Origin of the sequence: Lysinibacillus sphaericus (genome assembly GCF_005217585.1) — a bacterium.
Classification (GTDB): domain Bacteria; phylum Bacillota; class Bacilli; order Bacillales_A; family Planococcaceae; genus Lysinibacillus; species Lysinibacillus sphaericus.
The window spans coordinates 1,731,879-1,746,444 of the sequence record NZ_SZPT01000002.1; the positions used below are offsets into that span (position 1 = coordinate 1,731,879).

Annotated in this window: 9 protein-coding genes; 1 reads left to right on the plus strand and 8 read right to left on the minus strand. The window is 39.2% G+C overall.

Annotation, left to right across the window (positions count from 1 at the left end):
- Positions 1-194 precede the first annotated feature (194 nt).
- The gene (locus tag FC748_RS13850; protein WP_024362516.1) at positions 195-1,052 is read left to right on the plus strand and encodes a fatty acid kinase binding subunit FakB; all 858 of its coding nucleotides are present in this window, start codon (positions 195-197) and stop codon (positions 1,050-1,052) included.
- Positions 1,053-1,156: 104 nt separating this feature from the next.
- Here FC748_RS13850 and FC748_RS13855 read toward each other — a convergent pair whose 3' ends face one another.
- The 8 genes from FC748_RS13855 to FC748_RS13890 all read right to left on the minus strand — a co-directional run bounded on the left by FC748_RS13855 (position 1,157) and on the right by FC748_RS13890 (position 14,449).
- Complete coding sequence (locus FC748_RS13855) at positions 1,157-2,632, minus strand: alpha-amylase family glycosyl hydrolase (protein ID WP_108029438.1); 1,476 nt, start codon at positions 2,630-2,632, stop codon at positions 1,157-1,159.
- A gap of 225 nt (positions 2,633-2,857) precedes the next feature.
- Positions 2,858-3,229 (minus strand): YisL family protein, encoded by a 372-nt coding sequence (locus FC748_RS13860; protein ID WP_108029437.1) that lies wholly within the window; start codon positions 3,227-3,229, stop codon positions 2,858-2,860.
- A gap of 288 nt (positions 3,230-3,517) precedes the next feature.
- Complete coding sequence (locus FC748_RS13865) at positions 3,518-4,420, minus strand: fumarylacetoacetate hydrolase family protein (RefSeq protein ID WP_024362513.1); 903 nt, start codon at positions 4,418-4,420, stop codon at positions 3,518-3,520.
- Between the two features lie 123 nt (positions 4,421-4,543).
- Entirely contained in the window at positions 4,544-5,710 is a 1,167-nt protein-coding gene (locus tag FC748_RS13870; RefSeq protein WP_108029436.1) for a DUF418 domain-containing protein, read from the minus strand.
- Positions 5,711-5,870: 160 nt separating this feature from the next.
- On the minus strand, positions 5,871-9,584 hold the full coding sequence (gene addA / locus FC748_RS13875) for a helicase-exonuclease AddAB subunit AddA (RefSeq protein WP_108029435.1): 3,714 nt from the start codon (positions 9,582-9,584) through the stop codon (positions 5,871-5,873).
- Between the two features lies 1 nt (position 9,585).
- Positions 9,586-13,095 (minus strand): helicase-exonuclease AddAB subunit AddB, encoded by a 3,510-nt coding sequence (gene addB, locus FC748_RS13880; protein ID WP_108029434.1) that lies wholly within the window; start codon positions 13,093-13,095, stop codon positions 9,586-9,588.
- Positions 13,096-13,262: 167 nt separating this feature from the next.
- Positions 13,263-13,886, minus strand: a complete 624-nt coding sequence (locus FC748_RS13885) for a TVP38/TMEM64 family protein (protein WP_029747216.1) — start codon at positions 13,884-13,886, stop codon at positions 13,263-13,265.
- A gap of 11 nt (positions 13,887-13,897) precedes the next feature.
- Complete coding sequence (locus FC748_RS13890; RefSeq protein WP_024362509.1) at positions 13,898-14,449, minus strand: type II toxin-antitoxin system RelB family anti-toxin; 552 nt, start codon at positions 14,447-14,449, stop codon at positions 13,898-13,900.
- Positions 14,450-14,566: the final 117 nt, after the last annotated feature.

A 14,566-nucleotide genomic window follows, 5' to 3' on the forward strand; every position in this document is an offset into this window, starting at 1 on the left:
TTTTCATCTCTAATGCTTGTAAAATTTGATTTTTATTTGTACACTTGAATGCTTATACGTCTAGTAAATAAAGTTATAGCTTTTGGCAAGCTTCTAGATTTAGAAAAGCGAATCTAATGCTATTATTGTAAATCAGGACGAAATAGATAATACCAGCATGTCTAGTAAATACAGTTTTTTAGGAGGTCAAGATGATGAAAATTTTTACTGATAGTGGCTGTGATTTACCAAAGTCATACTACGAAGAGAATGATGTCATTCTACTTCCGCTACGTGTACAAGTAAATAACCATGAATATGATGATGTCTTGTCGATTGATTCGAAAGAAGTTTATGATGCTATTCGCCAAGGGGCTCATCCAAAAACATCGCAAGTTTCACCAGAGCTCTTTCTGCAACAGTTCGAAAGCTTAGCAAAAAGCGGAGAGCCAGGTATCTATATCGCCTTTTCATCTGAATTATCAGGTACGTATAGTACAGCTTTAATGATTCGCAACCAAGTACTTGAACAATATCCAACATTACAGCTCGCAATAGTCGATTCGAAATGTGCCTCATTAGGCTATGGCTTAGTCGTTGAAGAAGCTGTGCAACTTCGAAAAGCAGGTACTTCGCTTGATGAAATCGAAACAAAAATACAATTACTCGCTTCACAGATGGAGCACCTGTTTACAGTGGAAGATTTAGATTACCTTGCAAAAGGAGGTCGTGTTTCGAAAGCGAGTGCCTTTCTTGGTGGACTACTTAGCATAAAGCCTATTTTGAACGTAGAGGACGGTAAACTCGTACCGATTGAAAAATCACGTGGTCGTAAAAAAGCCATTGCGCGTATGTTGGATTTAATGCAAGAGCGTGGTGGCAATTTTGCAGATAAAATTGTCGGAATTAGCCATAGTGATGACTTGGCCTTTGCTAACGAAGTAAAAGCATCCATACAAGAAAGATTTGCACCAAAAGCAGTCCAAATGACAATGATTGGCTCTGTTATCGGCTCCCATGTTGGGCCTGGTACAATTGCAATTTTCTTTACGAATAAAAGTTATCAAGCGTAGTGTGAAGCTGGTAGAAGTCTACTTAGACAAATCGCCATTGCAGGCAACTACGCGCACAGCAAAAAAGTGTTAGATTGATTGCAATCAATCTAACACTTTTTCAATTAGTTATTTTCACTGGCAGCGTCTTGTTGTTGACGACGTTTTTTTCCACGTTTAATAATAATAATAACGAAGCCAATAAATACAACATAGACCAATCCAAGCGCAACCATGTAAGGAACATTTAGCCCCTCATCGTCCTTCACTTGATAAATTTCTACGATTTCACGGTCTAGTATTACTGGATAAACATTTTTTTCATTAATTCGCACCTTTTCTTCTTGTAAAATACCGTTTAGCATTTTACCCTCACCAATTTGATCTGGTGTTAAATCGACACGTTGTGTTTTTCCTGTATTGTTCACCATAATAATCCATTGCTCTTCATCGGATTTTCTCGTAAACACAAGTAAACCATTGTCATTTGTAATAACTTCGAAATCACCTTTTCGTAATGTCGCTGATTGGTTACGTAATGACTGTACGTTTTTAATATAGTCAATTAACTCTTCATCTGTTTTGAAATTGTATAATTGATGCGTGTCAGGTTTCTCTTCCCCATTCATGGCAATTTCGGTACCATACTGAACAACCGGAATACCAGGCAGCATAAATAACGCACCCATCGCCATTTTCAATCGTGTTGGTGGGAACATATTTTCAGAAGCAGAATCAAATGTAAAGCGATATGTTTGTAATGAATCAATCATAATTTGCGTTGGCTTTTCACTAGCAAAAGGCTCCATTAGCTTTGAAGAGTCCTGATCTACATTTTTGAAAATATTACGGTAAATCTCTGCTGTAGCTGGTGAGAAGGATGCATCAAAATTCGCATCACTTTCTTCATTCGAAATCACATATAACGATTTGTTGGTACTTTTTAACGCCTTAATCATGTCATTAATAAATGCTGTGTCAGCATCCGCAATATTCGTTAAACGTAAGCCACCCACATCATATGTAGAAACAAATTCTGTTGCTGATTCGATTAAAGCAGCTTGAACATCTTTATTCGTTAAATCCCATTGAATGTGCCCATTATTTGTTGAGGCAATCCAGTTTTGGTTTGTTGCATCTTTTGCCCACTCATGATTAGGACTTACATTATTTAAAGGAAAGTCCACCATCATTGACATATTTTTTTCTTTATAGGCCTTCACCACACTTTGGAATTCTTCTGCTGTTCCAAAATGCTCTTCGATTGTACTATAGCTCGTTGGCATAGAACCATCGTATACTTCTGTGTCAAAAATTGTCCCAATGGATACGATTGTATAGCCCATTTCGCCAATAAATTTTAGTTTATCTAGTAGACCGGTGAAGTCGCCACCTGCAAATTTCGTTGGGTCTTGCGTATTTGTATCATAATCGTTAGTGCCTGAGCCATTAAAGAAACGGTCAACGAGTAAATCAAAAATGCTTTCTTCAGCAATCGTTCTTTTTTGTACTTCATCCGCGTGTGCAGGTGTTGTGCCTATTAATGAAGTTGCCAGTAAAAGCGATGCAGCTGTCGCGCTTATCCACTTCTTAAATTTCACTTTTATTCCCTCTCTTTCAAACCAATCCAACGTCATTTTACCAAATAAAACAGTAACGTTGCTATCATTTCAAAATATTTTACCGAAATGCAAAATGAATTACGACAAAAAGGTGTCAAATTAAGTTAACCTAAAAATACAGAAATTTCAGAATAGTTATAGTGTCTGGCACTTCAAGAAAATAAAAGAGCCGTGAAGCAACAACTTCACGGCTTTTATTAAACATTATGCAAAGAAATTCATTGGTCCCATTGGTAGCTTGAATCCTAAGAACATTGTAATGAGTAAAAATACTGCAAATAAAATCCAGAACATTGTTGTTGGCTTTTTTTTCTTTTGACGAACTAACACCATTTCCATCATGCCAATAACGAAAATACCGCCTAAAAATTTAAAGCCATAAAGCATTCCTTGGCCGTAATCCATGCCTTTAATAAATAATGCCCCGCCAGTAATAATAATTAAAATGTAGAATAAACGTAATAACATATGTAAGCCTTTGGACTGCTTACCACTAAGTGCTGCAATTAAAAAGATTACGATGCCGACTACCCAAGTTGTAATGTGCAAATGTGTTTGGTTAGTTAAAAAATCCATTTTTGTCCCACCTCATTTTTTTTCTATCAAACTCTATCCTATCATGCAGTGGTAATGGTTTCAAATATTACAAGTTGTGTTCACAAAATTGAATGAATTTACGTCTAAACGTCATGGATTCCAGACTTTCGAACTTGCTTAATAAAAAAATCTATGACAGCTACCAGTGCTTGATTTAAGGGAGCTTTCTGTTAGTTATTTGCTATTCGTCCACCTTAGAAAAGTGATGAGCTGTGCTGAGTCAATTTAAAAAATCCGCGGAGCTTACACTCACGCGGACTAGCTATATTATTCAAAATGATTAACTAACGTTCCGATACCTTGAATGGATACTTTCACGGTATCACCCGCTTTTAAATATTGCGGAGGATTCATCCCTTTACCAACGCCTGCTGGTGTACCCGTTAAAATCACATCACCTGGCTCTAGCGTTACATGTTGCGATAAAATCGATACGAGCGATTCGACCGTAAACATCATATCTTTCGTTGTACCATTTTGACGTACCTCATCATTTACTTTTGTAACAACTGTTAACTCTTGCGGATTTGGAATTTCATCCTTTGTTACAAGGTATGGTCCTAATGGGCATGTGCCTTCTAGGCTTTTACCTAAGAAAAATTGTTTATGTTTATCTTGAAGGTCACGTGCTGTAATATCATTGGCAATTGTGTAGCCAAATACATAGTCAAAGGCTAAGTTTTTCGGAATGTTTTTCCCACGTTTACCAATGACTACTGCAAGTTCCCCTTCATAATCCATTTTTGAAGAAAGATCTGCATGGATTGATAGTGTTTGACCATCAGCCGCAATAGCAGTTGGCGATTTTGTAAATACCATTAAATCGATTGGTGCTGCTTCTGCACCCATTTCTTTTGCATGCTCATCATAGTTTTTGCCAATACACATAATATTTTTTGGTGTGCGCGGAATTGGAGATAACCATTCAATCACTGTAAATTCACGCTTGAAGCTATTCGCACGGTCTGATTTTTCCGCTGCTTCTACTAATTTACGAATTTGTTCAACAAAATCGAAGCCTAAAGCAATGCCATCAACAATTGAACTTGAAAAAGAAGGGAGAACTTGTAATTCGTTTTGAATAGCGAGTACATCCCATACCGCTTCTTCTTTTTTTACTTTTGGTCCAAAACTTACATGTCCACCTAATTTAAATGATAAAATTTTCATGATTTTAAGAGCTCCTTCTTTTTTCTACATGATACAACAATATGATATAAATTACCTTACTTTTACGATAACAATTTTTAATGTTGCTAATTCTCTATTAATTAAGCATGTTACGCACAAAATTTAGCTTGATTCAGTTTTCGTCTTATATGTTAACTTACGCCAAATTGCTTCTAATGGGCCTTGCTTCCATTTTGTAAGCCAAATTTCTGCAAAAATCATTTGCACGACAATAATACCGATAGCAATTAATACACCTGTAGCTACACTTACTTTCCCATACCAACCTAATCCAAATTGATAAAATATAAATGTGCCAATCATGGATTGCAGTATGTACATCGTTAACGACATGCGTCCAATTTTTGCAAAAGGACTAAGTATTTTTGGTATGACTGGAATCAGACAAAGTAAAACAACAAGGCCAATATAGCCAACTGATAAAATCGGCCCACCGATATAGACCTTTATATAATCAAGTAAATACGTACGTGTAAATAGGATGGGTACACTCTTCAAGAATATACCAAGTGCCAACCCAGCTATCGCAAGTGCTAGCCACAGCCATTTCAGCTCTTTTGCACGTTCTACTAAATGCCATTTGGAGGCAGCTGCACCTATTAGCATATACGGTAATATCGTAAATAATGACGCAATCCACATCCCGATTCCCGCTTGAATAGATAAGTCAGATAAACGCTGTAAAAAGGCATCCATCCAACTACCTGTGCCATAGGCTGTGATTGCCTTTTCCACCCCAGTAATATCCAAGTACGTTTCAATCTCCGTATTAAAGTTAATATAACCTACTACAAGCAACATAAAAACATGCATAAATCCATTGATAAGAATACCCGTTACGAATAGCCAGATGGGATGTAAACGTAAAAGCAACAGCAGAAAAACGCCACAGAAGGCATACATCATTAAGATATCTCCCCACCAAATAAGGAGCGCATGCAGCAAACCGAACATAAATAAAACAGTTAACCTTCGGAGTCCTGTTCCATAAAAGTTTTGTTCACGACTTTGAGCTTTTTGCCATTGTAGCGCTAATCCATAACCAAATAATAAGGAAAATAAAGGATAAAAACTACTTTGCACATAAATATCTAAATTTTGTTGCCAAACAATATCTGACGGTGTTGTAAACCATGACGCTAAATCAATGTGTGGCATTGGCAAATAAAAAGCATACATATTGACGACTAGTATACCTAGCAAGCTAATTCCACGTAAAATATCTAATGTTGCGATTCGTTCCTGCAACATCGTCGGTTTCAAATTCACAAAATAGCCTCCTCTTCTTTCTAAGTCGTTAAACTACAATGCGCATCCTTCTGCGCTTTCAGTAAACTTCGAAGAAGCTTACTTTCCACGCAGAAGTTTGCCTATTGTTTTTAACATTGCTGAAAGGAATACTTCATTTTACAGGCAAAGGATAGTGACCCTACGCATAAATCGCCTGCTCAATATCAAATAAGTACAACACTTTCTCATATACTTGTATGTGTAAAATCGACTCAAGTGCCTCGCTATAAACACGTAGTTGCACCCCATAGCGACCTAAAAGTTCCTTCGATAACGCCGGCTCCTCTGCAAATTGCCGCCCAATGCGGTCGGTTTTATAATCGAGTAATATCCAGTGACCGTAGACATCCTCAAACAAGCAATCGACAATCCCTTGCACAATTTGAGCGTCGCCATCCTCATCCACGCGGCTTATCGTAAATGGCATTTCTCTTCGAATTTGCTTCGCATTTTTAAAACGTTGGCCAATATCGGTTGTAAAGAAACGGTAAATTTTCTCACACGGAACAATCTTGCTCTCTGCCTCTGTTAGCAGTTGTTTTACCACTAACTCAGTGACAAATTGCTCCACTTTTTGCACTGTGCTAAAGCCACATTGTGGTACATGCTGCATGACCGTATGAATGGCTGTCCCCATTTCCGCACCTGTAAGCTGCTTATCCTGTAAAAAGGTTGGTCGTGGGGCAATCGTACCCTTATTCTTTTTAGGAGCGGTAAAATAGTATTCTGGCTCCTCTAGACGTTGTAAGCTTTCTAGACGTTTAATTTCACTAACAGATGTTTTCGAACGCTTCTGTGTCGATTTTTGATATGCATATTGAGCTTGGAAGCGAGCTGTAATTTCTGCAAGCAGAGCTGCGTCCTCTGGCGTTGTGAACATCTGTTGCACATCTTCATCTAACGCTTGCGTTTCATACATAAAATGATGTGTTGAAATGGCTCTTACCCACCAATGCGAGAGATCTTGTCTTGCTTTATACGAAGTACTTGTAATAGCTGCAAAATCAGCATGTCTCGCAACAGCTGGCCCAACCCAGTCAAAATAACTATTTGCACGCGCGCGTAAATAATCTTGCAAAGGAGCATCCACAGGCAAGTTTTGCGCGTCCAGCCAGGAATCAAGTGTTTTATCCCAATTTTTTACGGAGCCAATTAAAATAAGTCGTTCCTTTGCACGCGTCATTGCTACGTACAACACCCGCATTTCTTCGGCTCTCATCTCCAGCTCTTTTTTCTCCTTCATCGCTAGAAATGGTAAAGAAGTATAGGTAATCCGATTTTCAGGGTCAATTGCTTTAACTGCAAGCCCATAATCTTGGTCAAATAAATACGGATTGTGGAAGTCCATTTTGTTAAAAGGTCGTCCCATTCCTGCAACAAAAACAACTGGGTACTCTAAACCTTTGGATGAGTGAATTGTTACAAGTCTCACTACATCGTCTTTTTCACCAATCGACTTTGCTGTTCCTAAATCATCCCCACGCGTTCGCATTCTATCTATAAAGCGTAAAAAGCGGAACAACCCTCGAAACGCCGTCTTTTCATACATTAATGCGCGATCGTGTAAAATGCGTAAATTTGCTTGTCGTTGTTTACCATTCGGCATGGCACCAACCATTTCATAATAATGTGTATCCAAGTAAATTTTCCAAATTAAATCCGACAAAGAGCCACGACGTGCTAAATCTCGCCAGTTTTCAAATGCCAACATAAAACGTTGAAGCTTCTCAAATGTTTCGGATTGCACACCATGTCCTTCACTGCGTATAAATTGCCTTAATGCATCATAAAACGGTGTTTTAGTATCTGCTAAACGAATTTTTGCGAGCTCATTTTCTGTTAAGCCAACAAACGGTGCACGTAATACAGAAGCTAATGGTATATCTTGATATGGATTATCGACAACTTTTAGTGTGTTCAGCATAATCATCACTTCTAAGGCATCGAAATAACCTTTAGATGACTCTGCATAAAGAGGAATGCCTGCCAACTTAAATTCCTCGACCAAATCTGTAGACCACGTCATAGAGCGCATTAAAATGACAATATCACTGTATTTTAAAGGACGTTCTGTTTGTGTTTTCGTATCGTATACCGTTGTTTCCTCTTCCATCAATTGTCGAATGCGATCAATTATAAAACGTGCCTCATATTGTGATTTCTTCAGTTCCTCAAGCTCTGATGCTTCACTTATACTTTCTTCCATTTCTTCATCCGCTGCCTCTTCCTCTGGCGGATGTAAAATTACGAGCTCAACAGGTACCTCTTTCGCATCATACGGCGCTGCTGGCTTCAATGAAGCATTGTCATCATATTGTATTTCACCGACACGTTCATCCATAATTTGTGCAAACACAAAATTGGTTGCGTTTAAAACTTCACTACGACTACGGAAATTGGCATTCAAATCGATGCGCATCCCCGTCGTATCAGGATTTTCTACAAACTCCCCATACTTCCGCATAAAAAGTTTGGGTTCCGCTAAACGGAAGCGATAGATACTTTGTTTTACGTCACCAACCATAAAAAGGTTGCCATCGTGCTCATCGCCTAGCTTGACCAATTGTAAAATGGTTTCCTGTAGCATATTCGTATCTTGGTATTCATCCACCAGCACTTCTTTAAAACGTCTTTGTAAATCTAATGCAACGGGCGATGGCTGTAATTCGCCCTCTACCTCTTCCGTTAAGATTTGCAGGGCATAATGCTCTAAGTCGGAGAAATCGATAATACCTCGCTCTAATTTCGCAAGACGGAATTGCTGGCTAAAAATAGACGTCAAGTCAACTAATGTTGCAATCGTTGGCGCCATCAGTCTAATTTCTTCCAGCAAACGTGCAGGTGTACGAACAAAATAAGTATCTTTTAACTTATTCATTATTTTTTTAGCAGCCTCACGCTTTTTCTTCGCTAGCTCTTGAAGCTCCACATCGACTAAAGCATCCTTGGATACCCGTTTTAATGTCGACCACTTGACTGTTGAAAAATAATCAAATAGCTGTTGCCATGTGCCCTCTTGACTGATACGAATCCCTTCCTGAATCACTGCAAAATCAATTTCAGCGGTTTCAGCATATGGAGCCGGTCCATCTGGTTGAAGCGTTATTGCACGCATTTCAGAAATGAGAACGAATGCTTCTTCAAGGCTATGTTTTACAGTTAACTTTACATATTTAGATAAATCTAAATCATCTATTGTCACATCGTCCGCTAGCTGATAGCTTTCTGGTAAGCTCGTTAACCATTTTTGTGGTTCAGCATGGACACGCGACGTATCATAAAGCTTACTTATTAATGTTTCAATCGCTTGATCATCACGATCGGATGTAAAACTATCGACAAGTTGATAGATTGCATGAATTCGCGCTTCGTCATCTGTATCATAGGCAGATTCTAGCACGTCAGCTAATATATCATCTCGGAGCAAGGCGATTTCTGCCTCATTAGCAATTCGGAAACCTGGGTCTATATCGAGCAAATAAGCATACTGCTTAACAATCGCTAAACAAAAAGAATGCAATGTCGAGATTTGCGCTTTATTGACTAGGCTCAACTGACGTCGCAAATGGCTCGACGTCGGATTTGCTGCAATTGCTTTTTCAAGCGCCTCTGCCATACGATGACGCATTTCAGCTGCGGAAGCATTCGTAAACGTTACGACAAGAAGTTCATCCACATTCATTGGATTTTCTGTTGCCACAACCTTTTCAATCATGCGATTAATCAAGACCGCCGTTTTACCAGAGCCTGCAGCTGCTGAAACAAGTGTATCTTGCCCACTTGCATAAATCGCTTTCCACTGATCATCCGTCCAAGTGACATTCGCTGGTTTGACAGGTATTGGCTGCACCATGTTAGTTCATCTCCTTGCGAATTTTTTCGACAACTTCTACTGGCTTTACTTGCTGTAGTTGACGATAACTTTGTTTGCCATCAGATGGGTCAAATTGGCATACTGCTGCAAATTGACAGTAATCACACGCTGTTTTTGCTTTTAGCTTATAAGGGCTTATAGCCGTATCCCCTGCTAAAACGCCGTTGCCAGCCTCTTGATGCTTACGGCGGACAAAATGCTGGAGATTTTTCATATCATTAACGGGCACGATGCGTGATTGTGATTCAGAAGGGGTACCATCCTTTTTCATATAAACTGGAATAATTTGCGAATGCCCGCTCGCTTCCTCTAGCTGCTCATCCATCGAGTAAATAGCCTCAGGATTTTCAGTTAAAAGTCCCTTCATTTTGTATTGCTTTAACCGATCTTCTTCAATCTCACTGTCACTCAAGTCCTTATCCAGTTTTAACATCGGATTATGGACATGGACATAAAGCACACCAGCAGGCTCTGCATCGCCAGATAACCAATAGGATGCATTCTCCATCGCTACATCTAAATATGTTAGCACCTGCAATGATAGGCCATGATACACTTCATTTAAATCTAAGTCACGAGCAGACGATTTATAATCGACTATTCGTAAATACGAGCGATCATCAATCGATGCACTATCCACACGGTCAATACGACCGCGCATGTACATTTTTTTGCCACCTTGCAAATCAATTTCCAATGGCGGTAGCTGTTCATGCTGCCCTGGCCCGAACGATGCTTCAATAGCAATTGGTTTAAAGTGTGACACATTGGCATGCTGTGTCAGTGCCATCATCGTGCGCTCTACAATGCGAATCAGTTTGCGTTGAATATAACGATAACGTGCACTAGATAATAAAATTTGGTGAGAGAAAACGGGCACAATTTGCTCTACTGCCTGTCGTGCAAGTTGTTGAATTTGCTGTTTTGATAAACGAATCCACGACAGTTGTAAACGGTGCGTCTCTTCGGTAATCCATTTCAATGCTTCATGGAACAAATCACCCATTGCAAATGTCTCTAAACGATATTCTGCTCGTTCCTCTAAACGAAGCCCATACGTCGTGAAGTGAGAAAACGGACAACGGAAGTATTTTTCTATACGTGACACACTTGAAGTGAGCTTGCGACCATATAATTCTTGTGTAATATAACCTTCTAGCGGTTCTGCCTCATTTTTATGTGTCATTGGATGCATCAGGCGACGTAAAATTAATGCCCAGTATGGATCTTGTTCATAATATTTTTGTAAAGCAACCCATTCTGGTGCAAGTTCACGACTATGCTCCGCTTGCCTTAATTGCAGCATTAAATGAGCTAACGCTGTACGAGGATGGCGAATATAAGGCAATACATTATCATCAAGTAATTCTATCGGATCAATGACAACACGCTCGACGTTTACCCCACTTAAAAGACCTGCCGTTTTTTCATTTCCTATAATTTTCTTTATATATAACGAGGATAATAAAGCTTTCCCCTCTTCATCCGCCGTTGGATAAGTCATATAAAGCTTGTCAGATGGCGTAGTTATTGCACGATACAATAAAAAGTTTTCCTGTAATAGCCGATTTTTAGATGTCGGTGCTAATTCATAGCCAATATGCGTAAACCATTCACGTTCTACATCAGACAATAGACCTTCATAATCCAGACGTGTAGGATAGACGCCATCGTTCATTCCTAGAACAAAGGCAACCTTTATTTGCGATAGGCGCGCTAAATCGACCGTTGCCACCATCACTTCATCTAAAGTTGGAGGAATACGCGCGAATTCTAATGTATCAAAACCTTCATCTAAAATCTTTGCCGCTTCCTGTACCGACATTTCTTGCTCGCCAAACATGTAAACAAACTGATCGAGTACGGCGATCCATTCTTTCCACGCTTGATCATGCTCACTTGCGGCTAACGCCTCTCCTCTATCCAATTCACGATCTTTCATGATTTGAAGCTTGTCATATACTTGTACTTCTTCTACTAGCTCAAATAACGCTGTTGCCACATCTCTACCCGTTTTCGCCAGTATAAGCTTGTCCTGTAACGCTTTTAATGGTGTGCGAATTTCGTCGCGAATGGCCTCAATTTCTGTCTGCATCGCACGTTCTTCGTCTGTTTGCACACGAGAATGGAATTCAAGCCCGCGATATTTTTTATAAAACCAACGAGATTCGTCAAACCAACGCTCTCCGTAAATTCCTTGCGCTAAACAGTAATTTTCAAGACGGTCAGCACGTTCACGCCAAACACTGTTATCAGCATGTAATGGGAAAAATAAATCTGTTTTCACACTTCTGAAAAGCGGTTCATATTTCCAATTTGAAATAACAACTTCCAATGCAGATCGACTAAATTCAATTAACGGATGGTGAAGCATCGTTTTTTTTGTATTCACAAAAATAGGAATGTCGTATTGCTGAAAAATTGTTGAAATTAGCGGATCGTATACATCTGCTTGCCTATACAGCAACACTATATCTTGATAACGATAGCCCTCCTGCCTCGTCAGCTTCGTTATTTCCCGGGCAATGGCATGGATTTCAGCCCGACGATTTGAGGCTTCAAAAACTTTCACATCACCTGTGGATTTTTCTGTTTGGGGCACCATATCCGCAAATGTTGCTTCTACATGCTGTAAGTCTTTTGACTGAAATCGATGGGTTTTGATAAAATGCAACGGTGCTTCGACTTCAATGCCATTGTCATATGCTATATCATGCAAGCGTTGACTTGTAGTTGCCGCTTCATTGAATAATGCCTGCTCATCTTTAGCTTCTTCCATATGATCATACGGTAGCACAACCGTTACTTGCTTCGTCACCTTTAGTAATTCTTTTACAAGCTCTAGCTCTCTTACAGTAAAAGCAGTAAAGCCATCTATATAAATTGTTGCCTGTTTCATCGTCTCAGAAAATTTTAAGTGCTCGGTTAAAATCGGGTAATAGCCTTCACTATCGACATAAGTTGTACCGAGTCGAGCTTCTAATGCTTGTAAAACAATGTATAAATCATTGATTTTCGCCTGTAGTGTATGAGGTGCATCAATAGCCTTTAAAGAGGTTGTTACATCACTTAAAACTGAACTGTTCACGCTATAACGGCTAAATTCGCGTAACAACGTTTCAATTTCCTCTGTAAAGCCCCGCTTACCAGCAGCTTGTCGAAATAACGAAAAATCACTCTTCTGCTCTTCTAGCAATTTTCGAATAAGCATTCGATAACCATAGCCATTTACTTCTTGGCGAGCAATACCCCCTGTTTCTTGAAGTACAAGCCAAGCTAAGCGTTTAAACGTCATCACTTGTGCACGTATGAGCCCGTGCAAACCATGTCTATTTGTCAGTTCATATTCAGTTGAATAAGACATTTGGTCAGGGACAATGATAAAAATAGGGTGACCTAATGGATCGGTATTTAATTGTTCGACTATTTCTCTATGAATATAAGCCGATTTTCCGGTACCTGCACGTCCTGATACAATTCGTAATGTCATTCATGCTTCCCCCTATTCATTAAAAAATTATATTCTATCTTCAGAAACTTGTAGTGAGCGTTCCCTAGTAATCGCCAATATAAAACGACTAAAGAAATAAAATAAAAAGACCCTCCTACCATTTTACATGATACAAGGGACCGCATGTGCAGATTCAGCCTAGAAGATTATTCATTTTTCGTCATTTTTCGCCCACGTTTCAAATCTCTTTCTACACGAGCATTCAATCGCTTCTCCATTAGCTTGCCAATCCACCATAGTAAGACGATAGCTACACCCGCACTAATTAGTCGTACCGGACTCGTGATAAGCGATTTTAAATCATAGCCCAATACACTCATGCCAAAAATCATGACGAATTTTCCGGCTAATAAAACAATTAGATAGTATTTTTTATGAATATGTGATAAGCCCGCTACTATATTCACTATTACAGAAGGCGTAAACGGAAAGCATAGTAAGACAAACAATGGGCTAATACCATTCATATCCACCCATTTAATAAACTTTTGTACCTTTTTACTGCCTGTTACAAAACGGAGCTTCGGATGCTTTCCAAAGTGACGTACAAGCAAAAAAACAGCATATGAACCAGCTACTGAACCTAACCACGATAACAAAAACCCTATCCATAACCCAAATGCACTCGCATTCGCCACGACGAACACAACCAATGGTAAAAAAGGTAAAAACGCTTCTAAAAAGGGCAGTAATATCCCCATTATTGGTCCAAGTGTTCGATATTGTGCCGCAATATGTTCCATATTTTCTACAGTAAACCATTCATTCACTATTGCCACCTCTATTTATATTGCAAGATTACATGTAAAACCGTAAGTTCTTCTGATATATTTTGATATTCATGTGCTTGATGTCCCGAAAATACCAATGTTTCCCCTTCGGTTATCGTTTCATGCATAACCCCAGCCGAAATAACAGCTTGTCCATGAATCACTGTTACCGTTTCTTCTACCCCTTCTGTATGGGCTTCACTCCTACTCCTTGCACCAGGCTCCATTTCCACTTTATAAAATTCCCAACCTCGTTCAGGATCATAAGGAATAATGGAATAGACCCGATAGCGCCCTTCGTCTTCATCGACATGTGGTGCATTTTTACTGCTAAATTTCATAAAATGGGCAATCGGCGGCTGTAAAAGTGATGAAAAAGAGATGCGTAAACCCGCGGCTATTTTCCAAATCGTTGAAACAGTAGGATTCGCTTCACCTTTTTCAATTTGGGCAAGCTGTGCCTTACTAACCCCCGTTGCTTTCGCTACATCATCTAAACTTACACTACGTTGTTGCCGTATTTTCTTTAATTGGAAAGCTAAATTTCGACTCATTTGTTCCATTACGACTCACCATTTCCTGTTGTTTATTTTATCAGACATATGTATACTTTAATAAACATGTGTGAATGTTCTAACTATTCTATTTTAAGTATACATGGAAACTTTTTTGAAAGGATG